The organism is Candidatus Pelagibacter bacterium nBUS_36 (assembly GCF_051201215.1).
Taxonomy (GTDB): Bacteria; Pseudomonadota; Alphaproteobacteria; order Pelagibacterales; family Pelagibacteraceae; genus Pelagibacter.
Genome location: NZ_CP172839.1, coordinates 207,659 through 234,385, shown reverse-complemented (window position 1 = coordinate 234,385; position 26,727 = coordinate 207,659). Strand labels below are relative to the sequence as shown.

Sequence of the window (26,727 nt, the reverse complement as noted above, 5' to 3'; positions counted from 1 at the left end):
AAATTCTTAAAGTGTTTATTAAAAAATGCCCCCTATTACTAGGGAGCATTTTGCATATTAGATATTATCTTTTAGACCAAGATGGAATTGGGTGTACTAACTCAGCAGATGCCCATTTTGTAGGAGCAACAACTTTGTTTTCACATTTACTTCCATCATCGTTACATGATACTTGGAAAAGTACCATTGGCTTAGATACGTTTTGACCACCTTCAGCAAATTTTATGTTTCCATAAAAAGTTTGCATATCAGTAGCAGCTAAAGCATCTCTTACTTTTTTAGTATCAAAAGAATTTGCTCTTTCGAACGCATCTTTGAAAACTAATAAAGCAGCTGAAGATTCAGCAGCTTGGTAAGGAGGCTCGTATCCAAACTTAGCATTAAAGTCTCCAGCATATTTCATACCGCCACCAAAGAACTTATCTTTGTATGATAGAGATTTATGCCATTGAGAAGCACAAAGTGCATACTCAGAAGCTTTACCATGTTGTTTAGATAATTTAGCAGCATCACAGTGAGTCATTGCTAACATTGGTACATCAACTTTCATTTCTGAAATTTGTCTAACCGCTGTTAAAGCACCTTTAGTGTGACCTGAAACCACAAGAACATCTGGCTTAACTGCTTTTACTTTAGATAAAGTAGCAGCCATATCATTTAACTCTTTTGGTAACTTGTCATCAATAATGATTTTTGACTTTGTTCTTTTTGCAGCATCCACGATACCTAATCTCACGTCTTGTGAGAAAGCATCTTGTTCAAATGCCATTGCAATCTTAACTGGCTTACCACCATTTTTTTCAACTGCAAGGTCAATTGCTACATCAAGATATAAGTTTGCTGGTGCAAGCACTGCAAATAAATATTTATAACCTTTAGTAAATAACGATCTTGATGCACCGTTAGCTTCTACCATAGGTATTCCATATTTTTCAGTTACAGGTGCCATAGCTTTAGTTAAACCTGAGCTGTATGGACCAAGCATGAACTGAACACCATCTTGTTTGATTAATCTTTCTGCAAGTTGAGCTGCTCTACCAGAGTTTGATTCATCATCGTAATAAATGATTTCAAACTTGTAATTTTTTCCACCAACTTTAACACCACCCATGCTATTTATTCTCTCAACAGCTAAATTGTAACCGTTTTGAGTATGAACACCATTTGATGAATATTTTCCAGTTAATGAAACAGCTGCACCTAAGACAATTTTATCTCCAACAACCTTCGCGAAAGATACTGTTGAAGCTGAAATTAAAAGTGCAATTGCAGAAACCAATGTAATAATTATATTTCTGATTTTCATTTTATTTTCCTCTATTTATTTTTTAAATTTAAAGACTTATTAAAACCTTTAATTAGAAAACAAACAAGCGGGTAATAACAGGTTGCGACTTAATACTTTTGCATAAATACAATAATCATTGCTATAACAACTAAAACGCACGCTGAAATTGTATTTATAACTTTAGGATTAGCTTTTATCCAAACAATTAGTTTTCTAGCAAGCAAAGCATAAGCCATTAAAGATAAAAAATCTAAAACAACATAAGTTGTGATTAAAATAAAAAATTGAACAATATAATTTTCATTGAAGTCAATAAATTGTGGGAATATTAATGGAAAGAACATCCAAGCTTTTGGACTTGTACCAGCAACTAAAAAACCATCTCTAAAAAAAGAAAATAAACTTTTTGATGAATTGTTATCTGAACTTACATCTTTTGGTTTTGATTTATAGAGATCATAAGCAAGATATAAAATATAAATTACTCCAACCCATTTAAAAATATTTAAAAAATTTGGATTATCTGAAAAAAAAGAACCTATTACAAAAATTACTAGCGTTGCTTGAATAAAGTTTGCAGTAATATCTCCTAAGGCAGTCCATATACATTTTTGAATTCCATAATTCATAGAATATGAAATAATAACAATTCTAGGTGTTCCTGGGGTTATAAATAAAAACAATATTATCTGTAAAAATAAGAAATAATTTAAGGGGTACATTTTAAGGAAGATAGTCCAAAAAAACCGGGAGCTAAAGATGGCTAAGATGGACTATCAAATTTATAATATCATGCTCTAAAAAAAATGCATTAATCATTTTTTTCAAATATAAAGGATTTATGAAAAAAAAAGGTCACACCCCCATCACAAGAGTTAAAAATCCCGAGCCAGAAGTGAATGACCCGGATTGGATCATTTGGGCCGCCTGGGCAGATCGGATCACTTTTGAGGAAATAGAGAAAAAGACTGGTAAGACAGAATCTGAGGTTATTAAGATTATGCGAAGATCTGTTAAACCAACCTCATTCAGATTATGGAGAAAAAGAGTTAATCAAAAAAGTATAAAGCATAGAAAAAAGTTTGAATATTCTAGAAAAGAAATTACTAGTAAAATTAAAAAGAATGATTATTTATAAATCATGAAAAATGTAACAATCTATACAGGACCACTTTGTAATTACTGTGAAGCAGCTAAGAAATTATTGACTAGAAACAACGTTGAATATAAAGAAATAAGTATTGCAACAGTTGAAGGTGCTATGGACGAAATGATTTCAAAAGCTAATGGTAAAAGAACTATTCCACAAATTTTTTTTGATGATCAACACATTGGTGGATACGATGATGTTAGAGCTTTAGAAAAAGATAATAAGTTACAAGATCTATTAAAATAATTTCAAATACTTATTTAGCCTTAAAAACTAAACAAATCCCATTGTTACAGAATCTTTTTCCAGTTGGTTCAGGACCATCTTCAAAGATATGGCCATGATGGCCACCACATTTTTTACAGTGGTATTCAGTTCTAGCATAACCTAAGTGATGATCAGTTTTAGTTTCAAACACATCAGGTAATGATTGATAAAATGAAGGCCAACCAGATCCACTTTCATACTTTGTAGTAGAATCAAATAATTTTTCTCCACAGTTAGCACAATGAAAACTTCCTTCTCTTTTCTCATGATTTAATTCACTTGTTCCCGCCAACTCAGTTCCTTCTTCGAACAAAACTGATTGCTGTTCTTCAGTTAAATTAGGATTAATCTTTTTTGTCATTATTTATTCTATAACTCTTAAAGGTTTACCATCAACACACGCTTCAAGATCTTCGATCATTTGCGTATAAAAAATACTATAGTTTTCAGCAGTAACATAACCTATGTGAGGTGTTAACAATGCATTTGGCAAAAATCTTAGTTTATTTCCCTCAGGCAATGGTTCTTTTTCATAAACATCTAAACCAGCACCAAGAATAACATTGGTTGATAAGGCAATAATTAAATCATCTTCATTTACAATTGGACCGCGTGACGTATTTATTAAAAAAGCAGTTTTTTTCATTTGGTCAAACTCTTTAATAGTAATGCAGTCTTTATATCTCTCTCCTCCTTGTACATGAATTGAGATATAATCTGATGTTTTGATTAAATCCTCTTTGGTACAAGGAAGTACATCTAATTCTTTACATTTATCTAAGTCTAAATTCTCACTCCAAGCTATAACTTGCATGCCAAAAGCCTTTGCGATTTTAGCAACCTGTGAACCCACTCTTCCAAGACCAATTAAACCAATAATTTTTCCTTTAAGTTCAAGGCCAACTGTTGTTTGCCAGTAACCTTGATACATATTATCTATTTCTGTTTTGAGGTTCTTTGAAAGCCCTAAAATTAAAGCCCACGTTAATTCACATGTAGGATTAAAGTTAATCTCAGTACCACAAACTATAATTTTTCTTTTTTTTGCAGCCTCTAGATCAATCGCTTTATTTCTTGAGCCACTTGTGATGATATATTTAAGATCATTTAGATTATCGATTATATTTTTTGTGATTGGTGTTCGCTCACGCATAATTAACAGTGCATCAAAATCAGCTAGTTGCTCAATTGCATCAGCTTCATCTAAAAAGGGTTCGCTAAAAATTTTAAACTCATATTTTCCTGATAAATTTTTTAAATCCACAAACTCTTGTGAAACATCTTGATAGTCATCTAATATTGCAACTTTAAGCATTTTGAACTTTCCTATTTGATAATAAAATTCCTGTAACAATGAAACAGGCTCCTAAGATATGATAAAACATAAATTTTTCATTAAAAAAAATCATAGCCATTATGGCACTGAATATAGGCATCAAATGCAAAAATACACCAGATCGATTTGCCCCAATCATGGATATACCTTTAATCCACAAAATAAATGATGCTAAACCAGGTAACAAAACAACATATGATAAAATTAAAATGAATGGTTTATCTAGGTTAATTCTAAAGCCAATTTGATACTCTATGAAATAAATTGGAATTAAAAATATTAATCCAAATGTCATCACAACTTGTAATAAACTTATTTGTGATAATTCATATTTTTGTCTTTTTAACAAAGTTGAGTATAGAGCCCAAGAAAACATAGCAACTACCATCGTAATATCACCTTTATTAAAATCTAAATTTTTTAAAATTTCAAAATTAGCTTTAGTAATAATTATGATTACGCCCAAAAATGAAAATATAACTCCTGTTATTTGAAATATATTTGTTTTTTCAATTTTCAAAATAAATGAAAAAAACATAATCATCACAGGAATTGTAGAAATCATTAATACTCCACTTATAACCTGAGTAAAATTTAACGAATAATAAACAATAGAGTTGAAAATTGTAATACTTGTGACGCCCAAGATTATAAACAGTTTGTAATTTTGAAATATATATTCTTTTTTTTTTAAAATTTCAGGAAGAGTAAATGGTGCTAAAATTAACCATGCAAAGAACCAACGATAAAAATTCAGAGAAAAAGGTGGTACTTCATAAAAACTTGCAAATTTTCCAACTATAAAGTTTCCAGCCCAAAAAGTTACTGTTAGTAACAAAAAAATATATGCAAGAAAATTTGATTTTTCTCTCACTTAACTAAATCTTAGTGAGCTATAAGGTTTTAAATCTAAGTTAGTATTTTCTTTAGCTATCATTCCTGAAATTATCTTTCCAGAAATTGGTCCTAAAGTCCATCCTAAATGGTGATGGCCAAAACAATAGAACACATTTTTATGATTTTTTGACGGCCCCATAACAGGCAAAAAATCTGGTAATGATGGTCTAAAACCTAACCACTCATCTTCATGTTCAGGTAGATCTCCCAACATGTACTTTGCATTGTTGATTAAATTTTTTACTCTTGATTTTGATAAAGGATTGTCTAATCCACCAAATTCAACAGTGCCTACAACTCTTAAACCTTGTTCCATTGGTGTTATACCAAAACCTCTATTTGAAAAAATTACTGGTCTAGTCAATAAATGATCACAACCTTTAAAATGAACATGATAACCTCTTTCTGTATCCAAAGGTATTTTTTCATCTAAATTATCTGTTAATTTTTTTGAAAATGCTCCACAAGCAATTACAGCTTTATCAAATATATAACTTTGTGTTTCAGTTTTAAAAATTGGTTTTTCTTCATCAAAATTAATATCTTTAACATTTACTTTGTTAAATTTTCCACCTTTTTTTAAAAATAAATCAAATAGTTTTAAAAGTATTTTTTTTGGGTTTCTGGCATGTCTTGCATAAGGATAATAAACTCCTGCATGGTAGAATGGTTTTATATGAGGTTCTAAGTCATGGATTTCAGATTTATTTACTAATTGTTGCTCCACACCTAATTCTTTTCTGATATCAATTTCTAACTCTCTGCTTTTTAAATCTTGATCATTCCATATGTAAAGAATTCCTTTATTTTCAACTAATCCTTCTAAATCAATTTCATCAAATAATTCATCGTAGGCTGGCAGCGCTAAGTCTAAAATTTGATGCATATTTTTTGCAGTGTGCATCATATTTTTTTTTGTCGAATTCATAATAAATCTTGCAAACCATGGAATCATTTTTGGAACATAATTCCATTTTAAAGCTAAAGGACCTGAAGAGTTTAATAACATTGAAGGCACATCAGCTAATACATCTGGCCTATTAAGTGGCACTGAAGCATATGGGGAAAAATGACCTGCATTTCCATATGAAGCTGCTGTACTACCTGGATTATCTCGATCAAAAATAGTTACTTTAAAACCTTTTTTTTGAAGGAATAATGCATTTGAAATACCTTGTATCCCAGCGCCAACAATCCCAACTTTTGTTTTTGTGTTCATAAATTTCTTATACTGATAAAAATTTTAATTTGTAGTGACAAATTATACTTTTTTTGATCTTAAGCCTGTTAAGCAATTGTTTGTCTGTGATTAATTTTGGCACTTAGTACAATTCCAAAACCTATCATAGTTGCCAACATTGATGAACCACCATAAGACATGATTGGCAATGGAGAACCGACTATAGGTAATAAACCTAATACCATGGACAAGTTAACAACGATATAAATAAAAATTGCAAAAGCAAATCCAAAGCAAAAAAATTTTGCAAAGTTACTTCTTGATAATACGCCAATTCTAATAATTCTAATTATTATTATTGTATAAATTATTAGAAGACCTATTGATCCTAAAAAACCAAATTCTTCTGAAAACAAAGTAAAAATAAAATCAGTATGTTTTTCAGGTAGAAATTCTAAATAACTCTGGGTTCCTTTTAAAAAACCTTTGCCACTAAATCCACCAGAACCAATTGCTATTTTTGATTGTATAATTTGATAACCGGCACCTAAAGGATCTCTGTCTGGATCTAAAAAAGTTAAAACTCTTAGTTTTTGATAAGGTTTTAAAAAAGAGATTATAAAAGGCAAAGAAATCAAAAAAGTAACAAAAGAAATAAAAAAATATTTTATTTTTACTCCACCCAGCCATAATATTATTAATCCACTGGAAGCAATTAAAATAGATGTACCAAGATCGGGTTGAGCTAAAACTAAAATAATTGGAATTATAATAATTGTAAGGGCAACAGTTATGCTCAAAAGAGAATTAACACTATCAATTTTTAATCTGTGATAATATTTTGCAAGACATAAAATAACACCTATTTTCATAAGTTCTGAAGGTTGAAGAACTATAAAATATAAATCCACCCATCTTTGAGATCCTGATGCTTTTATTCCGTACATAGCAACCCAAATTAAAAGGAGGATAATACTAAAATAAAAAATATAAGAAGTAATATGCCAGAATTTTATATTAAAAAAAGAAATCACCATCATTAATGTAAAAAAAACTAAAATTTTAATAAAATGACTTTTGGTATGATAAAGAATTTCACCTCCATCCGTTGAATACATCACAAACACACTTATGATTGATAACAGCACAATACAAAATATCAAAATATAATCTAAATTTTTGACTTTTTGAAAGAAAGTTAATTCTGAATTAAATCTTTTGTGTTGAAACATTTAAATATCTATTTCTTCAAAGTTAGGTTGTTTTTCTCTAAGCGTATCTCTATCAATTATCAATTTAAAAAGTTTCTTTGCCATCGGTGCTGCTGCTTTACTACCTGACCCACCGTGCTCAACAATTATACTTAAAGCATATCTTGGATTTTCATATGGACCATAGGCAACATATAAAGCATGATCTCTGTCGTTATATGGTATCTGATCTATTTTAAGATCTAATTCACGCTCTCTTTTACTAATTCTTTTAACCTGAGCTGTACCTGTTTTACCAGCAAATTGATACTTAGGATTATCAATTCTTGATCGATATGAAGTTCCTCCAATTTCATTTGTTGAACTAAACATAGCCTCTTGGACTATTTTTATATTTTTTTCATCTTTAAATAACTGAGTACTAAAGTTTATTAAACTTTGTTCTTTCATATTTTTTTTTGCTTCTTCAAAACTTAATGGATCATTATTAACTATAATTTTTGGTTTTATTGAATATCCACCATTTGCTATTTGGGCTGTCATCAAACATAATTGTAGAGGTGTAGTTTGGGTATATCCTTGACCAATACCTGTAATTAAGGTTTCTCCTAATACCCATCCTTTTCCTAGATTATTCTTTTTCCAACTTGTGTTTGGAAAAAGTCCCTGTTTTTCATTTTCAAAATAATCACCTAAAACTTTTTCACCTAAACCAAATTTTTTTGCTGTAATTTTTAATCGATCGACTCCAAGTAATCTTGCAATTTCATAAAAATATGTGTCACAAGATTGTTTCATAGCATTATTTAAACTTACAAGCCCATGCCCCTTTTCTTTCCAGCAATGAAATGTTTGACCATAAAGCTCAGTTTTACCTGTACATCTAACTTTGAAATTGGGGTTAATTATATTATTTTCTAAAGCTGATAGTGCTACTATTGGTTTAATTGTTGAGCCTGGAGAATATAACCCTGAAAGAGTTTTGTTAATTAATGGTTTGAGGGGGTTATTTCTAATTAATTCCCATTCATCTTTACTAATACCGAATAAAAATAAATTTGGATCATAAGAAGGTGAAGAATACATAGCTACAACTTCTCCAGTATAAATATCCATTACACTTATTGATCCAGCCTGGCCTGCTAATAATTTTGCAGAAAGTTTTTGAACTTCAGTATCAACTGTTAATCGAATTTTAGATCCTTGTTTTCCTTTTTGATATTCAAGGTGATTAATCCTTTTGCCATAAGCATTTACCTCGTATCTTTGAATACCATTTGTACCTATTAAATGATTTTCTAAAGTTTTCTCTAGTCCAAGTTTTCCTACTTTCATGCCAGGTACAAATCTTTCCTGAATAATCTGATTCTGTAAAATGTCATTTTCATTTGGCTGACTAACATATCCCAAAACATGGGTGTAAATATCATTAAATGGATAATTTCTAGAGATAGTCATCACTGGTTTAACGCCAACCAAATCATATAAATAATTATTAACTTTTACAAATTGACTCCAGCTTAAATTTTCAGAAACAATTATACTCTCCCATGGTTTTAACCTTTTTTTAGATTTTAAAATATTTGAAATTTTTTTTTCACTTAACTGCAAAAGAAACTTTAATCTATTCAATAAATAATTGAAATTTTCTACTTGTTCAGGAATTATATGAAGTTGATAAACTTTTAAGTTTCCAGCTATTATATTTCCAAAATAATCTACAATGCTTCCTCTAGTTGGTGGTAATTTCCACTCTCTAATTCTGTTTTTATCTGAAAGAGTTAAGTATTTTTTATTTTCATTAATCTGTAATGAAAATAATCTACCAATTATACCTGCAAATATTAATACTTTAGCAGCACCAATTATAAACATTCTTCTATTAATTATGTCTGCTTTTCTAATACTTGAATTTTCTTTAATCATTTAATTTAACAATAATTTTTTTATTCACATAATTAAATATGAAAAAAAATAATGGATAAAATATAAAAGTAAAACCTGTATTAATTAAATATTTCATGTAATCAACTTGAATTAAAAAAATTAAATCTAAAATTATAACTTGTACGGAATTGACTAATAAAATTGTAAACAAAAAAGACAACCAATCATTAATAAAATTTGGACTTAAAGTTATATTTCTAACATAAGCTGTTACTGAACAAATTAACAAATAACAAAAGCTGCTTACACCAAGCGGTAAACCAACAATAACATCATTAACTACACCTGCCATAAATATTGAAATGTAACCAAGATGGTTTGGATTTTTTAATGTCCAGAAAAAAATTAATATATGTATAAAATTAAATGAAAAATATTGAATTTTTAGATAATTAAAATCAAATTCATTAAATGCAGATATAAATAAAACTACTATTGGAAAATATGAAAAAATTATATTTGAAATTGGTGCTTTGTTTAATGATGACATTATTTTGTGCCTTCAATATTAAAAGATACAATTTTTACATACTCCAATTGTCTAAAATCAGAAAAAAAATTAACTTTTTTGATATTATCAGCTGAAATAGTTCCTATTGGTAATCCTGCTTTAAACAAACCTCCTAGCCCTGAAGTGTAAACAATGATTTCTTTAATCTTAATTTCATTCTCATATTCTTCTTTCGTATATTGAATTTCACCATAATTTTTTCCTGTTCCTGAAATTACTGCTTGCATTCCAATTGGCTCCAATAATGCCGGTATTTTGCTGTTTAAATCCGACAAAAGTAATACCCTTGAATTAGTATAATTAACCTCGATTACTTTACCTACTAAATAAGCTCGATCTGTTACTGCCATTCCAATTTTTATTTTGTCTTTTGTTCCTTTGTTTACGACAATTGATTTTAAAAATGGACTTTCTTTATCAATTAAAACTTTTGCTAATATTTCATCTGATTTTATACTTTCATCAATTAATTTTCGTAATTTATCATTTTCTAATTTTAAAAAATTAATTGATAATTCTTTTTGTTTAAGATTTTCTAAATCTGTTTCAATAATTTTATAATCATCATATACTTTCATGTGCTCATTAATTTGAGCATTAATGCTTTTTATTTTATTTTCTGGAATTGAAATAAAAAATGAAGATCTATATACAACCTCATTTATTCCCATCTTTATAATTTTGATAATCTTAAAATTAAAATTACTTAAAATAATTACAAATATTGATAAAAATATTAAAGTTAATAATGAAAACTTTTGTTTATCTTTCTTTTTTAAAAATGCAGACCTGAAGGCTATTACGAAATCGTCTCTGCCTGCAGCCATTGTCTTTAATATTCAGATAGCATAGTGGAAAAAGTTTCTTCCTGATCCAAAGCTTTACCTGTACCAACTGCAACACAAGATAAAGGATCATCTGCGATATGTACTGGTAAACCTGTTTCTTTGGAAAACCTCTTGTCAATATTCTTTAATAAAGCTCCACCACCTGTTAAAGTTAAACCCATATCTACTAAATCAGCAGATAGTTCTGGAGGAGTATTTTCTAATGCATCTTTAATAGCATTAACCATTTCTTTCATAATGTCATTTAAAGCTTCAGCTGTATCTTCTTCTGTAATATTAACTTCTTTCGGTGTTCCCGATCTAAGGTCTCTTCCTTTTACTGGATATGTATTACTTCCAGTTGCTATGGCTGTTCCCATTTCTTTTTTTATTTTTTCAGCAGTTGTGTCTCCTATTAATAAATTATATTCTTTTCTCATGTAGTTAACTATAGCAACATCCATTGCATCACCCGCAACTCTTAAAGATTTTGAATAAACTAAACCACCTAAAGACATAACAGCAATTTCACTAGTACCACCACCTATATCAACAACCATTGACCCTGTTGCTTCTGAAATTGGAAGCCCCGCACCAATTGCTGCAGCAATTGGTTCCTCAATTAATTGAACTCTTCTAGCTCCCGCTGCTAGTGCACTATCTTGAATAGCCTTTCTTTCAACAGGAGTTGATCCTGTTGGTACGCAAATTAAAATTCTCGGATTAGCAAATGTACTTCCTTTATGAACTTTTTTTATAAAGTGTTTAATCATTTCTTCAGTTACAATGAAGTCAGCAATTACACCATCTCTTAAGGGTCTTATAGCGCTTATGTTTCCAGGCGTTCTACCAAGCATAGTTTTTGCTTCATCTCCAACCGCTAGAACATTTTTCTTTCCACCTTGATCAACAATTGCAACAACAGATGGCTCGTTAAGAACTACCCCTTGGCCTTTTAAAACAACAAGTGTATTTGCTGTTCCAAGATCAATTGCCATATCTTGGCTCCATATTTTTTTTACACTATCAAATAATCCCATTATATCCCTCTTACCTTTTTGCTTTCTTGCTCCATTGGAGCTGTTTTATCTCGTTTAATAATCATTTTGTTTAATGCACTTAAATAAGCATTGGCAGAAGCTACTAATGTGTCAGTATCTGCTGCTTGACCAACAGTTGTTTTACCTTTTTCCTCAATTCTAACACTAACAGTCGCTTGTGCATCTGTTCCTTCTGTTACTGCATGAACTTGATATAACTGCAATTTGACATCATGAGGGTATAATACTTTTATGCATTTAAAAATAGCATCTACAGGTCCATCACCTGTTTCGGATGTTTTTTTGATTTCTCCATAAACATCTAAAGTCATTTCCGCTCTTTGAGGTTCACCTGTTCCGGCAAATACTTTTAATGATTTTAGATTAATTGCATTTATTTGATTATCTGTAATAAGACTGTCATCAACTAAAGCCATTATATCATCATCATAAACATGTTTTTTTTTATCTGCTAAAACTTTAAATTTTCCAAAAGCTGATTGAATTACATCGTCAGTAACATCTGCATAACCTAAGTCATTTAATTTTTCCTTAAAGGCATGTCTTCCAGAATGTTTTCCCATAACAAGAGAAGTTTTTTTAACACCTACACTTTCAGGAGTCATAATTTCATAAGTTTCTCTATTTTTTAACATTCCATCTTGGTGAATTCCTGCTTCATGTGCAAATGCATTCTTTCCAACAATTGCTTTATTAAATTGAACTGGAAATGTTGCATTTGATACAACTTTCGATGCTTTGCTTAATAATTCTGTTTTAATCCCAGTTGAATAAGGCATTAAATCATTTCTAGTTCTAATAGCCATTACTATTTCTTCTAAAGCAGCATTACCCGCTCTTTCACCTAAACCATTAATTGTACATTCAATTTGTCTTGCACCTGCTTGAACACCTGCCAAAGAATTTGCAACTGCTAATCCTAGATCATTATGACAATGTGTAGATAAAATTGCTTTATCAATGTTTGGTACTTTATTTTTTAATATTGAAATAATTTTAGTAAACTCAGATGGAATTGTATAGCCAACAGTATCTGGAATATTTATTGTAGTTGCTCCACTTTTAATTGCCAATTCTACAGTCTTACACATGTAGTCCATGTCAGTTCTTGTTCCATCTTCACAAGACCACTCAACGTCATCAGTAAATTTTCTTGCATAAGCAACATGTTTTCCGATAGACTCATAAACATCTTCAGGTGACATGTTAAGTTTGTGCTTCATATGCAAAGGACTTGTTGAAATAAAAGTATGAATTCGAAATCTTGGAGCATGTTTTAGAGCTTCATAAGCTCTATCGATATCTTTTACAGAGTGTCTAGAAAGACCAGCTGGAATAGAGTTTTTTAAAATTTTACTTACTTCAGAAACTGCTTCAAAATCACCTGGAGATGCGATTGGAAATCCTGCCTCAATAATATCAATTCCCAATTCATCGAATACTCTTGCTATTTGGATTTTTTCCTCCAAACTCATAGATGCGCCTGGTGATTGTTCACCATCTCGCATTGTAGTATCAAATATAATAACTCTATCTTTATCGCTCATAACCAAAATTTTAGAAAATCTATAATACAATCTATAAGAGAGATTGCAAAATAAATGTTATATTTTGGTTACAATAAGTGATCGATTCAGGTCTTTAGTAAAAATTAACTCTTATCACTATCAACTAATTTTTTCTTTCCAATCCAAGGCATCATAGCTCTAAGTTCAGCACCTACTTTTTCTACTGAGTGCTCAGCTAATTTCGCTCTTGTTGCAAGAAAATTCTTTTGACCATTTTTGCATTCGTCCATCCACTCTTTTGTAAATTTTCCAGATTGAATATCAGTTAAAACTTCTTTCATTCTTTTTTTAGTTTCTTCTTTATTTACAATTCTAGGTCCTGAAACATATTCTCCATATTCTGCTGTATTAGAAATTGAATAGTTCATATTTGCAATTCCACCCTCATAAATTAAATCAACAATTAATTTAACTTCATGCACTGTTTCAAAATATGCCATTTCTGGTTCGTAACCAGCTTCTGTTAAAGTTTCATATCCATTTTTAATTAATTCAACTAAGCCACCACACAAAACAGTTTGCTCACCAAATAAATCTGTTTCAACTTCATCTTTAAAAGTAGTTTCAATTATTCCAGATCTACCACCACCAACAGCAGATGCATATGATAAAGCAAGATCCCTTGCTTTACCTGAGCCATCTTGATGAACTGCAAACAAACACGGTACTCCACCACCTTTTTCATATTCGCTTCTAACCAGATGTCCAGGTCCTTTTGGAGCTACCATAAAAACATCTAAATCTTTTCTAGCTTTAATTAAATCATAATGAACATTTAATCCGTGAGCAAATGCAATACTTGTTCCTTCTTTTACTCTTTGCTCGATATGATTTTTATAAATTTCAGCTTGTAATTCATCAGGAGTTAAGATCATTACAACATCTGCCCAAGCAGCAGCATCAGATAAATTCATAACTTTTAATCCTTTAGACTCGGCCTTCGCAGCACTTGATGACCCTTCTCTAAGAGCTACAACTATTTCCTTAACCCCACTATCTTTTAAGTTTAAAGCATGAGCGTGTCCTTGGCTTCCATAACCAAAAATTGCAACTTTTTTGCTTTTAATTAAATCTACATCTGCATCTTTTTCATAAAACATTTTCATTTTTTTTCTCCTTAATTAATTAAATATTTCTGCGCCTCTAGTCATTGCCACCGCTCCAGTTCTTGAGACACTTATAAGACCGTGCGTTTTTAAATTTTTAGACATTTTATCTATTTCTCTTCGTAAACCTGTAATTTGTATTACAACTGATTTTTTTGATTGATCTAATATAACTGGATTAAATTTTTTACAAGCATTTATAGCTTTTTTAATTTTATCTTTATTTCCAACGATTTTGAACAATGCCATTTCTTTAAATATCACATTTTTATCATCTCTTTTAAAATTACCTACCTTATGAACTGGCACTAATTTTTTTAATTGTAGAACTATTTGCTCAATTACTTCTGGAGTTCCAGTAGTCACAATTGTAATTCTTGAAAGGTTATTTTTTTGATCAACTTCTGCAACAGCAAGTGACTCTATATTGTACCCTCTTCCTGAAAAAAGACCTACCACACGTGATAAAACACTTGCTTCATTATCCACCCAAACCACAATTATATGAGTTTCTAATTTACTTAGTTTACTTGGGGTACTGTAAGCTGATTTAGATTTTACCATTAAACTAATGCTTTACCTTTTCCTGTTATTTTATTTTCTTCTTGATCTTTAGGACCTAGCAACATCTGGTTATGAGGTTTACCTGACGGGATCATTGGAAAACAGTTTTCTGCTTGATCTACATGACAGTCAAATATTACTGGTCTATCAATATTGATCATTTCTTGTATCTTTTCGTCTAATTCGTCTGGGTTTTCTGCTCTAATACCCACACAACCATAGGCCTCAGCTAATTTTACAAAATCTGGTAAAGCCTCTGAATAGCTTTCAGAATAATTCTTTTCATGTAATAGTTCTTGCCACTGTCTTACCATCCCCATGTATTGATTATTTAAAATAAATATTTTAATAGGTAGATTATATTGAACTGCCGTTGAGATCTCTTGCATCGTCATTAAAATTGAAGCTTCTCCAGCTATATCAACAACAAGTTTTTTAGGATGAGCAACTTGCACACCTACAGCAGCTGGTAATCCATATCCCATAGTCCCTAATCCACCTGAAGTCATCCATCTATTAGGTTTGTTGAATTTATAATGTTGTGCAGCCCACATTTGATGTTGACCAACTTCAGTAGTTATAAATGTATCTTGATCTTTTGTTAATTCATACAATCTTTGAACAGCATGTTGAGGCTTAATAATTTTTTCACTATTAATGAAATTTAAAGAGTCTTTTGTTCTCCATTTTTGAATCTGTTGCCACCATTTTGAAGTTTTTTGTTTATTAGATTTTTCTAAATTTAAATTTTTCTTTTTTAATGTTTTAATTGTAGATCTAATAACATCTGACACATCTCCAACAATTGGTAAATCTACTTTAATAATTTTATTTATTGATGATGGATCTATATCAATATGAACTTTTTTTGATTTTGGTGAAAACTCATCTATCTTGCCAGTAATTCGGTCATCAAATCGTGCACCAATATTTATCAATAAATCACAATCGTGCATTGCATTATTTGCTTCATAAGTTCCATGCATACCAAGCATTCCTAAAAATTGATTATCGTCTCCTGGATAAGAACCTAACCCTTGAAGAGTTGTGGTAATTGGAAATCCAGTCAAAGAAACTAGCTCTCTAAGTAATTCGCTTGCTTTTGGTCCTGAATTTACTACACCACCACCAGTATAAAAAATAGGTTTTGAAGCTTTATTCATTAGCTCAATTAAATTGTCAATGTCTTTTTGATTAAATCTATTTTTATTTTTTGATTCTTTTTTCTTTTTAGGATTTGTATATTTTGCTTTTGCAAATTGAATATCTTTTGGAATATCAACTAGTACAGGTCCTGGTCTACCAGTTGTCGCAACCTCAAAAGCTTCATGTATTATTCTTGGTAAGTCATTAATATTTTTAACCAACCAATTATGTTTTGTGCATGGTCTCGTGATTCCAGTTGTGTCACATTCTTGAAATGCATCTGTTCCAATTAAATGAGTTGGGACTTGACCTGAAATACAAACCATAGGAACTGAGTCCATATATGCATCTGTCAAAGCTGTAACAACATTAGTAGCACCTGGGCCAGAAGTAACAAGAACTACACCTGGTTTTCCAGATGATCGTGCATAACCTTCTGCTGCATGACCTGCACCTTGCTCATGTCTAACTAAAATATGTTTAATAGATGAATGATTTTTTAATTCATCATATATTGGCAGAACTGCTCCACCAGGATATCCAAAAATATGTTCTACTTTCTGATCCTCAAGACACTTAAAAACAATTTCTGCTCCTGTATATAATTTTGGCATTTCGCAATCTAGCTGAAGTTGTACTCATTGGTCAAGTTTTAGAATGACTTATTTAAATATTTTTTAAAAATTTATTAATCTTGAGCGGCTGAAGTTTAAACCAGTTGATCATGTTACCTCTTGCCCATGTACTTTGCCTTTTGGCGTATTGTCTAGTCTTTATTGATATTTTTTCTATAGTTTCTTGGAGATCTTTTTCATTATTCAAGTATTCTTTAATTTCACTAACACCGATTGCTTTATTGACGCTCTTATCTTTCTTAACTTTTAATTTAATAAATCTTTTGACCTCTTTTATTGCACCCAATTTCATCATTAACTTTGTTCTTTTGCTAATTCTTTCAATTAGTTCCTCTCGTGGAAAATCAATATAAATTTTAAAAAAATCGTCTTCTTTAAACAAAGACTTTGTATTTTTGAACCAATCATGAAGAGATTTTTTAGTAAATTTTTTTACTTCATATGCTCTGATTGTTCTTTGAGCATCAGTTGGATTAATTTTATTTTTTGAAATAATATCTAGCTTTAATAATTTTTGATAAAATTTTTTTTGGCCTAATTTTTCATGATCTAGTCTTATTTTGTTTCGAAATCGAATTGGAATATTTGGAATATTTACTAATCCTTCTGATAATGCTTTAAAATACAGTCCAGTACCACCTACAAAAATTGGTATTTTATCTTTTTTTTTCACTTCTTTGATTTTTTTTATTGCAAACTTTAACCAATCACCAGTTGAAAAATTTTTCTTAACATTGTGAAAACCATACAAATGATGTTTTATCCTTTTATAGGTTTTTGGATCTGGCCTAGCTGATAAAATTTTAAGTTCTTTATAAACTTGCATACTATCTGCATTGATAATCTCACCATTAATTTTTTTTGCGAGTTTAATGGCAAAATTTGATTTACCAGAGGCTGTAGGTCCAGAAATTAAAATAATTTTGGATTTAAAATCCATTGCTAGTCTAGCTTAACACCAATATATCTTCTTTGATTTTGGGTATTGTATATAGCAAATAATATTGTTTTTTGATTAGACTTTAAGACACCTTTAACAATTTTTTCTAAATCATTTGCAGTTTTAATTTTTGTCTTTTGTGCTTCAACAATAATGCTGTTTTCACTTATTGAATTACGTAATGGACTTGTATTACCTATTTTGGTTACAACTAATCCCATCGTCTGATTTGGAAGTTTTCTAGTCTTGATATCTTCTTTCGTTAATTTTCTTACTGTTATTTTCAAGTCTTCTATAATTAAATCTTTAGGAATTTCAGACTGTTTTTCACTTACTTTAAAATCATCTGAAGTTTCTAACCTTCCTAACAAAACATTTTTAATTAATTCTTTTTTATCTCTCCAAATTTTAACTTTTACCGTTGTTCCAACTTTTGTTTTTGCAACAATTGCTGGCAGCTCTTTCATTTGTTTAATGCCAACTCCGTTGAACTCCAAGATAATGTCACCTGCTTTAATACCTGCTTTTGCCGATGGACTATTTTCAGCAACACTTGCAACTAATGCTCCTCTTGGTTCATCTAATTTTTCTATATCAGCAATTTCTTGAGACACTTCTTGAATTCTAACTCCAAGCCAACCTCTTTTAGTTTCACCAAATTCAATTAATTGATCAATTACAATTGTTGCGCTATTTGATGGGATAGAAAAACCTATTCCAATTGAACCATTTCTTCCAAGAATTGCTGTATTAATACCTATGACATTACCATCCATATCAAATAATGGTCCTCCTGAGTTTCCAGAGTTTATAGATGCATCTGTTTGAATATAATCTTCATATCTTGAAAGACCAATTGATCTATTTCTTGCCGAAATTATTCCCGATGTAACAGTTCCACCTAAACCAAAGGGGTTTCCGATAGCTATTACCCAATCACCAATTCTTGCTTTGTCAGAATTTCCAAAAGCAACTGGTGTAAATTTTTCATTTGTCTCTAATTGCAACACTGCAATATCTGATAAAGGATCAGCTCCTATTACTTTAGCTTTATATTCTTGATCGCCATTAACTCTAACCACAATATCTTCTGCATCTTGAATTACATGATTGTTAGTTACAACTATTCCTTTTTCATCAATGATAAATCCAGAACCCAATGCTGAAGATTTTCTCTCTTGAGGAGTTCCAAATTCTTTAAACATATCTTCGAAAGGTGATCCTGGAGGAAATTGAAATGGGAAAGGATTAGTAGTTGTAGTAACTGTTTGAGTGGTTGAAATATTAACAACTGATGGCATTAATCTTTCAGCAAGATCTGCAAAAGAAGCTGGTACAGTTTTAGAGTTTGATTGAACTGAAAAACCTAAGGTTAAAATTAACGTGATTAGTATAAACTTAATTTTATTCATATGAACTCTTTATATAATAGATAATTATAAATCCTAAAACTGCAAAAATTAGCCCACCTGATCTTAGTTGACTATCCTTTATTAGTTCTAATTTTTTTAACATACTTTTCATTTTTGATGGAAATAAGGCGTATAAAATTCCTTCAATAAAAAGGAATAGACCAAAAGCTATGATCAATTCTCTCATACTAGATTAATTATTCTGATTTAGGTTTTATATTTCCAAAAAATTTAAAAAATTCACTGTCAGGAGATAAAATTAAAGAAGTGTCACCTCCAATTAAAGCTGTTTCATAAGCTTGCATCGCTCGATAAAAAGCAAAAAATTCTGGATCTCTTCCAAATGCATCAGCAAAGATTTTATTTCTTTCCCCATCACCTTTTCCCTTCATTATTTCAGAGTCCTTATTAGCATTTGCCAATATAACTGAAACTTTTTTGTCAGCAGTTGAAGTAATTGTTACTGCCATCTCTGCTCCTCTTGCTCTAAATTCTTTAGCTTCTCTCTCTCTTTCTGTTTGCATTCTTCTATAAATCGCTTCACTGTTTGCTTGAGGAAGGTCTGCTCTTTTAATTCTCACATCTACAATTTTAATTCCAAATTTTTGAGCCTCTGTATTTACCCCTTCTTGAATTAAAGACATTTGTTTAGATCTATCTTTTGATAACAAAGTTTGTAATTCTTGTTGCCCTAAAACATTTCTTATTCTTGAATTAATAATTGTTGCAAGTCTTGATCTTGCAACTCTTTCATTTCCAACAGAAATATAGAACTTTAAAGGATCTATAATTTGAAATCTTGCAAATGCATCTACAATTAATCTTTTTTGATCAGATGCAATAACTTCTGCTGGCGGTGTATCAAGGTTTAAAATTCTGCTATCTAAAAAAACAACATTCTGAATAAAGGGTATTTTAAAATTTATACCAGGTTCAACAATAATTTTTTTTGGATCACCGAACTGAAGAACAATTGCTTGATTAACCTCTTTAACAATAAATACTGAAAAGAAAACTAAAGCTCCTAATACCGCTACTAGTGGTAATAATATTTTTTGTGCTTTCATTTAATTACTCACCTTTTTTTTTCCTAATTCAGGTAACGGCAAGTAAGGAACTACTCCTGATCCTGCATTTTTTTCAATAATTACTTTTTCAATATCAGCCAAAACTTTCTCCATTGTTTCCAAATACATTCTCTCCTGTGTAACTTTTTTTGCTTTTGCGTACTCAGTATAAATAGAAACAAATCTACTTGCTTCACCTTCGGCAGATGCAACAACTTTTTGTTTGTATGCTTCTGCAGCTTGCATGATTTTTGCGGCTTCCCCTCTGGCTCTTGGGATTACATCATTAGCATAAGCTTCTGCTTCGTTTTTAGATCTTTCCATGTCTGCTCTTGCAGCTTGCACATCTCTGAATGCATCAATAACTTGATCTGGTGGATCTGCTTTTTGGGTTTGTACTTGTGTAATTTGAATACCACTATTGTATTCGTCTAATATTGACTGAATAATATCTTGTGTTTCAATTTCAATTTTAGCTCTTCCTTCTGTTAAAATTGGTTGAATATCACTTTTTGCAATAACTTCTCTCATTGCTGTCTCTGCTGCAGCTTTAACAGTTCCTTCTGGGTCTTGAATTTCAAATAAAAACTTACCAGCATCTTTAATTACCCAAAATACTGAAAAGTCTATGTTCACAATATTTTCATCACCTGTTAACATTAAACTTTCTTGAGGAACGTCTGCAACTCCTCCACCTGATGAAAATCCACTGTCTCTCTCAGATCTAAAACCAATATCCATTCTGTTAACTTTTGTAACTTTTGGAGTTTCTACCGTCTCTATTGGAAAAGGTATGTGATAGTTAAGACCAGGTTGAGTTGTTTTTATAAATTTACCAAACCTTAAAACAACACCCTGTTCGTCAGGTAGTACTCTATATAGCCCACTTGCAAGCCACACAAAAAGTAAAATGATTAAGATTAAACCAATTGGCTTTCCGCCTGATTTACTTCCACCAGGTAAAAATTTATTAATTTTATTTTGAATATCTCTTATGATTGCATCTATGTCTGGTGGCGTTGGTCCTTTACCAGAACCATTTCCTCCTCCGCCTGGGGGTGATCCCCAAGGACTTCCACCTCTGCCTTTAAAATCGTCTGACATATGTCAAAGTATATAGTGTCTTTATTCCAAAAAACAAGTAATGATGAAAATATGACTGATAAAAAACCTGAACTAAGTGACGCAATGAAAAAGAAGCTAGAGCCTAGGAAATTCACAAAAAATCCCATCTTAGGAACAAAGTTTACGATTGCAATTTCAAGCGCCAAAGGTGGAGTTGGCAAATCTACCTTTGCAACGAATCTCGCATTAGCTTTAAAACAAGTTGGTTGTAAAGTTGGTTTACTTGATGCGGATATTTATGGTCCATCTATTCCAAAAATGTTTGATATTAATGAAAAGCCAAAAAGTGATGGTCAAAAACTAGAGCCAATTGTTAAATATGCTATTCAATGTATGTCTATAGGTTTTTTAGCAGATCAACAAACACCCATGATTTGGCGGGGCCCTATGGTAACAAGTGCTATTAAAACTTTTACTCAAAAAGTTAATTGGAAAGATTTAGATTTTATAATCGTTGATATGCCTCCAGGAACTGGGGATACTCAATTAACTTTTTCACAAGAAATTAAAATGGATGGGGCCATAATTGTTTCCACTCCTCAAGAAGTAGCTTTATTAGATGTTAAAAGAGGTATTAAGATGTTTGATAAACTTGGAGTTAAAATTTTAGGGTTAGTAGACAACATGAGCTATTTTACTGGAGATGATGGCAAGAAATATAAAATTTTTGGTGAAGGTGGTGTTAAAAAAACTGCAGAGGAATTTGAGAAAGAATTTTTAGGAGAAATTCCAATTAATCCAGAAGTTGGAAAATGTGGTGATGAAGGAAAGCCAATAGTTGAAGCTAGCCCTGATCATGAAATTTCAAAAATATATTTAGATTTTGCTAATAAAATTAAATCAACTTATCTTTAAGATCGAAAGCGATCATTAATTCATTCCATTCTCTCTTAGAAAGACCTGAACTATCAACATCTACATTTTCACCTTTAATAAGTTTTTGGATAATTACTTTTCCTTTAGCTGAAACTTCTGTTCCTCCAACTCTATAATCCATAAACGCATCGTAAGTAATTGGAACCCATCTTTTAACAGTATCCAACATAATATCTGCATAAACTCTGATCTCATATTGAGCATGACTGTCAGCTCTTAATCTTAAAAAGTTCATTAAATTTAACAAATCAGTTTTCCAATACCACTGAGTATAAGTATTTAAAGTTAAATTCATTCTTGCTAATTCTCTTGCTAAACCTTTTTTATTTTCATCAATAGTTGAACCATCAAATCTTTCATTAAGCATAGTTTCATAATTGTCATATGTTCTCTCTGAATCATTTTTTAAAAGTTCTAAAACCTCTTTTGCTTGTTCACCTTCCAGAACATCTCCTCGCCCTTGTCTATTGCTTGAGGATTGAGCTGCTAAATTTTCTGTACTTGGTAAATAAAACTCTTTATCTAAAATAGAATATCTAGCTGAATACTCATTTACATTTGCTGTTCTATGTCTAATCCATTGACGGGCAATAAAAATTGGTAGCTTAACATGGTATTTAATTTCGCACATTTCAAATGGAGTACTATGCCAATGCCTCATTAAATATTTAATCAGGCCTGCATCTGTTGAAACTTTTTTTGTTCCCTTACCGTAAGAAACCCTAGCTGATTGAACAATTGATGTGTCATCACCCATATAATCAATAACTCTTACAAAACCATGATCTAATGCTGGCATTGCCTCGTATAAAATATTTTCAAGTGCAGGAGCCGTAACTCTCTTAGTTTGATTTTGCTGAGATTGCTGTTCTTTAATTTCTTGTGATTGTTCGCTAGTTAATTTCATGATTTTTATTGAATCTCTTGTAATTGCTTTTATATTAATAATGTTGGTTTTCCAACTATGACGATAAACGAATTTCGTAATAACCATTGCGGACGTGGGGGCAGTACCCACCACCTCCACCATTGCAACTTATGGGGGTGAACTAGATTCGACGGATGACTAAAGGCTATTCTTTTGTTCGGGATTGTTCCACCGTAACGGGCTAATTTATAATTGCTAACGAAAGTTACGCACTTGCTGCCTAATTAACTTTGTTAATTAAGTAGACGGGGTCCGGGGCACCTGGCAACAGAACGCCCCTAACTTTTTTATTAATTTTCTAAAATAAAATAAGCTACAGCTTCTATTTCTTCCTCTGAAAGCAAAGCCTTAAAAGATGGCATGTTTCCAGCGCCATTAGTTACTGAGTTTACAATACTGCTAATTTCTAACTTAATTGAGTATAAATTTGGCCCTTGTCCACCCTGATGACAACTTTTGCATAGACTATTATAAATTTCACTTCCAATAACCAGCTTCCGATCATGTGAATTTTTATCGCTACAAGCTACTAAAAACACCAAAGAAACAAATAATAAAATTTTTATCATTGATTACATATGTTAAAAATATGGTTTAAATTGATTAATCCTAGAAAATTATTATGCATTAAGCTATTCTTAAATATTATAATTAATATATAAAGTTGATAAAAAAAATAGCAAAGGTTATTTTTTGTTATTTTGTTTAAAAGACAACATTATCATGAAAAAAATATCAATCATCGGATTACCTATAATACTAATAATAATTTTAATTATTACATTAATTACAGGTCACAAAATTAATAAACAAAATTCTGCATCAAAAAAAAAAGAAATTTTTAATCTTACTCAGCAGCTACAAAGTAAAAATAATCAAATATCAATTGTTCAAAAATATTTTTTACAACGTAATGAAAATATTAATGACGTGATTAGTCCAAATAATATTAATTTTTCTGAGATTTTTAAAGATAAGAATTTAGGAGACTTTAATAATTACTCTATCAGCAAATACAAAACAAATGATGTGTTGTTTAATGCAAATATAAAAGCTGTAGCCTCAGCTTACTTAGATTTTTATAATAATGATAATGAAATTATTCTCGTAACCTATGATGGTATCTTAGCAATAAGCAAACTAAGTAATATAAATAAATTTAAAAAAATAAGATCAAATATTACTAGCTTGGTAAAATTTGAAGATTTTTATATTAGTGATCAATATGGAGTAAAGGATATTTTGATTGATAATGATCTAATTTATGTTTCGCTAATAACAGAAAAAGAACAAAATTGTTTTAATTTAAAAATTATAAAATCAAAAATTAATAAAGAATTCTTAGATTTTGAAATTTTCTATGAAACTCCTCAATGTGTAAATAAAAAAAATGAACATGGATTTTTAGCACATCAAGGAGGAGGTGGAAGAATGGTAAAAAAAGATGACAACTCAATTCTTTTAACTACAGGGGAATTTAGAAACCGCCCACTAGCTCAAGATATTAATAGTGAATTTGGTAAAATTCTAAATATAGATACCATCTCAAAAGAGGCTAAAATTATCTCTATGGGTCATAGAAACCCACAAGGATTATATTACAGTAAAAAGCATGATTTTATAATTTCGACTGAACACGGGCCTAAAGGTGGTGATGAGATAAATTTAAATATAAACCCCGTGAAACAAACTAAAAATTTTGGATGGCCCATATCATCATACGGTGAACATTATTATAAAAATTATTCTAAAGAAATATTAGAACAAGCTCCCTTAAATAATTCACACAAAGATTATGGCTTTACAGAACCAGTTAAATATTTTGTTCCTTCAATTGGTATTAGTGAAATTGTGCCTCTGGATAAAAATGATACTGAGTTTTTTGTTGGTGCAATGGGATCTGAGATAGTAGAAAAAGATTTAGGTTTGCATTACATATTATTAGATGCAAGCAAAAAAAAGGTAGTGGATCACAAATATGTTTTACTAAACGAGCGAGTAAGAGATATGGCGGTATCTAAAGATAGAAAAACAATAATTTTATTTCTAGAAACAAGTGGCTCATTAGCTATAATTAAAAAAAATTAGATGTTTGATGAAAAAACTCAAAATTGGAATAATAGTTAATGGAAACTTTGTTAACAAATACACCTATCAATTAGCCAGATGGATCAAATCTAATAATAAAAAACTAATTTCAACATCTTTTATTTCAATAGAAAAGAAAAAAGATTTAGGTTTTATTAATAAAAAAATTTTTAAAAAAATTATTTTCAAGCTTATTATATTCTTTGAAAATGTATTGTTGCAATTTCACCAAATTCACAAAAGTCATTTAAAAAAAATTGATTTAAGAAAAGTAATTAAGGATAAAATTATAATTCAAAAATATAAGATTGGTAACAAATATTCATTCAAAAATAAAGATATCAAAAAAGTTAAAAAAGAAAAGTTTGATATTTTAATTCGTTTGTGTAGTGAAATAATTTCAGATGATTTAATAAAAACCACAAAGTATGGAATTTTATCATTTCATCATGGTGATTATAGAAAATTTCGCGGTTCTCCAGCTGGATTCTGGGAGGTTTTTTATAGAGAAATTAAGACCGGATTTATGATCCAAAAAATCGATAAAACTTTAGACTTTGGAAACATTATTTCAAATGGATTCTTTCAAACAAAATCTTTTTTTTTATTAAATCAAGCTGAGCTTTATGAAAAAAGTAATTTTTACATAAAAAAAATAATTTTAGATTTTTACAATAATAGAAAGTTTAAATTTATTAAAAAAAGAAATAAAGGAAAAGTTTTTGAAACTCCTAAAATTACCAATCAGATAAAGTATTTAATTAAGACATTTTTTATTTTATTGAAAAAAATCTCTGGAAGAAAAAGAATATTTAAATTAGCTCTATTTAATATTAATTCTTTAAATAAACCTACTTATATAATAAATGATCAAAAAAAGTTTTTAGCTGATCCCTTTTTATTTAAGAAGAAAGGTAAAACTTATTGTTTTGCTGAAGAATATGACTTTATAAAAAAGAAAGGTCACATCATTTGTAAAGAATACAACGGTCAGACTGTAAGAAATAAGAAGATTATTATCGAGGAAAAATTTCATTTATCTTTTCCATATATTTTTGAGTATAATAAAAATATTTATATGTGTCCTGATACTTCTGAAATTTCAGAGATCAGAGTTTATAAAAGTATATCATTTCCACATAAATGGAAATTTCATAAAACTATCAAAAAAAATATTAAAGCTGTAGATAGCATGCTTTTTAAAAAGAATAATCTATGGTGGTTATTTACTAATATTGATAGATCTCTCGCAGGTGACTTTACACATGATTTATCTATTTTTTATTCTAAAAATGGACCATTAACGAATAAGTGGCATGAGCACTCATTAAACCCAATTAAAATGGATTCCTCAGAGTCTAGAAATGGTGGATTAATTTTTGATAAAAATAAAATATTTAGAATTTCTCAAAAACAAGGATTTGATAATTATGGAGAAGATATAAATTTTCATCAAATAAAACTTTTAACTACAAAAAAATATATTGAAAAAAATATAAAAAATAAAGTGTACGAAAAAATTAAAAAAGTATTAAATAATAAAAACATACACCATATTTCAAAATTAGATGAAAAAATTATATTAGATTTTAAATAA

At 30.0% G+C, this 26,727-nt stretch carries 27 protein-coding genes and 1 other RNA gene; 6 read left to right on the top strand and 22 right to left on the bottom strand.

The window, feature by feature from the left end; translation table 11 throughout:
* Positions 1 to 64: 64 nt before the first annotated feature.
* The gene (locus ACIJYI_RS01215) at positions 65 to 1,306 is read right to left on the bottom strand and encodes an amino acid ABC transporter substrate-binding protein (protein WP_435090690.1); all 1,242 of its coding nucleotides are present in this window, start codon (positions 1,304 to 1,306) and stop codon (positions 65 to 67) included.
* An 89-nt stretch (positions 1,307 to 1,395) separates the two neighbouring features.
* Positions 1,396 to 2,010 (bottom strand): LysE family translocator, encoded by a 615-nt coding sequence (locus tag ACIJYI_RS01210; protein ID WP_435114313.1) that lies wholly within the window; start codon positions 2,008 to 2,010, stop codon positions 1,396 to 1,398.
* A 119-nt stretch (positions 2,011 to 2,129) separates the two neighbouring features.
* Here ACIJYI_RS01210 and ACIJYI_RS01205 point away from each other — a divergent pair, with 119 nt between their 5' ends.
* The gene (locus ACIJYI_RS01205; RefSeq protein WP_435097606.1) at positions 2,130 to 2,426 is read left to right on the top strand and encodes a TIGR03643 family protein; all 297 of its coding nucleotides are present in this window, start codon (positions 2,130 to 2,132) and stop codon (positions 2,424 to 2,426) included.
* A gap of 3 nt (positions 2,427 to 2,429) precedes the next feature.
* Positions 2,430 to 2,684 carry a glutaredoxin 3 gene (gene grxC / locus ACIJYI_RS01200; RefSeq protein ID WP_435114312.1) on the top strand — a complete coding sequence of 85 codons (255 nt, stop codon included), beginning with the start codon at positions 2,430 to 2,432 and terminating at the stop codon, positions 2,682 to 2,684.
* A gap of 10 nt (positions 2,685 to 2,694) precedes the next feature.
* Here the strand turns inward: grxC and msrB are convergent, their stop codons facing one another.
* The 18 genes from msrB to hflK all read right to left on the bottom strand — a co-directional run bounded on the left by msrB (position 2,695) and on the right by hflK (position 21,217).
* Positions 2,695 to 3,066 carry a peptide-methionine (R)-S-oxide reductase MsrB gene (gene msrB / locus ACIJYI_RS01195; RefSeq protein ID WP_435114311.1) on the bottom strand — a complete coding sequence of 124 codons (372 nt, stop codon included), beginning with the start codon at positions 3,064 to 3,066 and terminating at the stop codon, positions 2,695 to 2,697.
* A 3-nt stretch (positions 3,067 to 3,069) separates the two neighbouring features.
* Positions 3,070 to 4,020: a D-2-hydroxyacid dehydrogenase family protein gene (locus tag ACIJYI_RS01190; RefSeq protein WP_435114310.1), complete on the bottom strand. Its 951-nt coding sequence runs from the start codon at positions 4,018 to 4,020 to the stop codon at positions 3,070 to 3,072.
* Positions 4,013 to 4,915 (bottom strand): DMT family transporter, encoded by a 903-nt coding sequence (locus ACIJYI_RS01185; RefSeq protein ID WP_435114308.1) that lies wholly within the window; start codon positions 4,913 to 4,915, stop codon positions 4,013 to 4,015. The genes ACIJYI_RS01190 and ACIJYI_RS01185 overlap by 8 nt, the downstream gene beginning before the upstream one ends.
* Positions 4,916 to 6,157: an NAD(P)/FAD-dependent oxidoreductase gene (locus tag ACIJYI_RS01180; protein WP_435114307.1), complete on the bottom strand. Its 1,242-nt coding sequence runs from the start codon at positions 6,155 to 6,157 to the stop codon at positions 4,916 to 4,918. It abuts the gene before it with no gap.
* A gap of 68 nt (positions 6,158 to 6,225) precedes the next feature.
* The gene (gene rodA, locus ACIJYI_RS01175; RefSeq protein ID WP_435114306.1) at positions 6,226 to 7,350 is read right to left on the bottom strand and encodes a rod shape-determining protein RodA; all 1,125 of its coding nucleotides are present in this window, start codon (positions 7,348 to 7,350) and stop codon (positions 6,226 to 6,228) included.
* Positions 7,351 to 9,255, bottom strand: a complete 1,905-nt coding sequence (mrdA, locus tag ACIJYI_RS01170) for a penicillin-binding protein 2 (RefSeq protein ID WP_435114305.1) — start codon at positions 9,253 to 9,255, stop codon at positions 7,351 to 7,353.
* Complete coding sequence (gene mreD, locus ACIJYI_RS01165; RefSeq protein WP_435114304.1) at positions 9,248 to 9,766, bottom strand: rod shape-determining protein MreD; 519 nt, start codon at positions 9,764 to 9,766, stop codon at positions 9,248 to 9,250. Before mreD ends, mrdA begins: the two co-directional genes overlap by 8 nt.
* Complete coding sequence (mreC, locus tag ACIJYI_RS01160; protein WP_435114303.1) at positions 9,766 to 10,614, bottom strand: rod shape-determining protein MreC; 849 nt, start codon at positions 10,612 to 10,614, stop codon at positions 9,766 to 9,768. The genes mreD and mreC overlap by 1 nt, the downstream gene beginning before the upstream one ends.
* A 5-nt stretch (positions 10,615 to 10,619) precedes the next feature.
* Positions 10,620 to 11,654 (bottom strand): rod shape-determining protein, encoded by a 1,035-nt coding sequence (locus ACIJYI_RS01155; RefSeq protein WP_435114302.1) that lies wholly within the window; start codon positions 11,652 to 11,654, stop codon positions 10,620 to 10,622.
* Positions 11,654 to 13,222 carry a 2-isopropylmalate synthase gene (locus ACIJYI_RS01150; RefSeq protein ID WP_435114301.1) on the bottom strand — a complete coding sequence of 523 codons (1,569 nt, stop codon included), beginning with the start codon at positions 13,220 to 13,222 and terminating at the stop codon, positions 11,654 to 11,656. Before ACIJYI_RS01150 ends, ACIJYI_RS01155 begins: the two co-directional genes overlap by 1 nt.
* A gap of 104 nt (positions 13,223 to 13,326) precedes the next feature.
* A complete protein-coding gene (ilvC, locus tag ACIJYI_RS01145) occupies positions 13,327 to 14,349 on the bottom strand; it encodes a ketol-acid reductoisomerase (protein ID WP_435114300.1) in 1,023 nt (340 codons plus the stop codon).
* A 15-nt stretch (positions 14,350 to 14,364) separates the two neighbouring features.
* Positions 14,365 to 14,913, bottom strand: a complete 549-nt coding sequence (gene ilvN, locus ACIJYI_RS01140; protein WP_435114299.1) for an acetolactate synthase small subunit — start codon at positions 14,911 to 14,913, stop codon at positions 14,365 to 14,367.
* Positions 14,913 to 16,673: an acetolactate synthase 3 large subunit gene (locus ACIJYI_RS01135; RefSeq protein WP_435114298.1), complete on the bottom strand. Its 1,761-nt coding sequence runs from the start codon at positions 16,671 to 16,673 to the stop codon at positions 14,913 to 14,915. Before ACIJYI_RS01135 ends, ilvN begins: the two co-directional genes overlap by 1 nt.
* Before the next feature lie 52 nt (positions 16,674 to 16,725).
* Positions 16,726 to 17,634: a tRNA (adenosine(37)-N6)-dimethylallyltransferase MiaA gene (gene miaA / locus ACIJYI_RS01130; RefSeq protein ID WP_435114296.1), complete on the bottom strand. Its 909-nt coding sequence runs from the start codon at positions 17,632 to 17,634 to the stop codon at positions 16,726 to 16,728.
* A 2-nt stretch (positions 17,635 to 17,636) separates the two neighbouring features.
* Positions 17,637 to 19,046 (bottom strand): Do family serine endopeptidase, encoded by a 1,410-nt coding sequence (locus tag ACIJYI_RS01125; protein WP_435114295.1) that lies wholly within the window; start codon positions 19,044 to 19,046, stop codon positions 17,637 to 17,639.
* On the bottom strand, positions 19,039 to 19,233 hold the full coding sequence (locus ACIJYI_RS01120) for a DUF2065 domain-containing protein (RefSeq protein WP_435114293.1): 195 nt from the start codon (positions 19,231 to 19,233) through the stop codon (positions 19,039 to 19,041). The genes ACIJYI_RS01125 and ACIJYI_RS01120 overlap by 8 nt, the downstream gene beginning before the upstream one ends.
* 10 nt (positions 19,234 to 19,243) lie before the next feature.
* Positions 19,244 to 20,113: a protease modulator HflC gene (gene hflC, locus ACIJYI_RS01115; RefSeq protein WP_435114291.1), complete on the bottom strand. Its 870-nt coding sequence runs from the start codon at positions 20,111 to 20,113 to the stop codon at positions 19,244 to 19,246.
* Positions 20,114 to 21,217, bottom strand: coding sequence for an FtsH protease activity modulator HflK (hflK, locus tag ACIJYI_RS01110; protein WP_435114290.1), 1,104 nt, complete (start codon positions 21,215 to 21,217; stop codon positions 20,114 to 20,116).
* Between hflK and ACIJYI_RS01105 the strand changes: the two genes are divergently transcribed.
* Positions 21,218 to 22,093 carry an Mrp/NBP35 family ATP-binding protein gene (locus ACIJYI_RS01105; protein ID WP_435114289.1) on the top strand — a complete coding sequence of 292 codons (876 nt, stop codon included), beginning with the start codon at positions 21,218 to 21,220 and terminating at the stop codon, positions 22,091 to 22,093.
* Here the strand turns inward: ACIJYI_RS01105 and thyX are convergent.
* A complete protein-coding gene (gene thyX / locus ACIJYI_RS01100) occupies positions 22,074 to 23,021 on the bottom strand; it encodes an FAD-dependent thymidylate synthase (protein ID WP_435114288.1) in 948 nt (315 codons plus the stop codon). The two genes, ACIJYI_RS01105 and thyX, sit on opposite strands and share 20 nt — an antisense overlap.
* Before the next feature lie 4 nt (positions 23,022 to 23,025).
* Here thyX and ssrA point away from each other — a divergent pair.
* Positions 23,026 to 23,326, top strand: a transfer-messenger RNA (tmRNA) gene (gene ssrA / locus ACIJYI_RS01095).
* 6 nt (positions 23,327 to 23,332) lie between these two features.
* Here the strand turns inward: ssrA and ACIJYI_RS01090 are convergent.
* Positions 23,333 to 23,611: a c-type cytochrome gene (locus ACIJYI_RS01090; protein ID WP_435114287.1), complete on the bottom strand. Its 279-nt coding sequence runs from the start codon at positions 23,609 to 23,611 to the stop codon at positions 23,333 to 23,335.
* Positions 23,612 to 23,765: 154 nt separating this feature from the next.
* Here ACIJYI_RS01090 and ACIJYI_RS01085 point away from each other — a divergent pair, with 154 nt between their 5' ends.
* Both ACIJYI_RS01085 and ACIJYI_RS01080 read left to right on the top strand, forming a co-directional pair.
* Complete coding sequence (locus ACIJYI_RS01085; protein ID WP_435114286.1) at positions 23,766 to 25,130, top strand: PQQ-dependent sugar dehydrogenase; 1,365 nt, start codon at positions 23,766 to 23,768, stop codon at positions 25,128 to 25,130.
* Positions 25,131 to 25,137: 7 nt separating this feature from the next.
* Positions 25,138 to 26,727: a glucosamine inositolphosphorylceramide transferase family protein gene (locus ACIJYI_RS01080; protein ID WP_435114285.1), complete on the top strand. Its 1,590-nt coding sequence runs from the start codon at positions 25,138 to 25,140 to the stop codon at positions 26,725 to 26,727.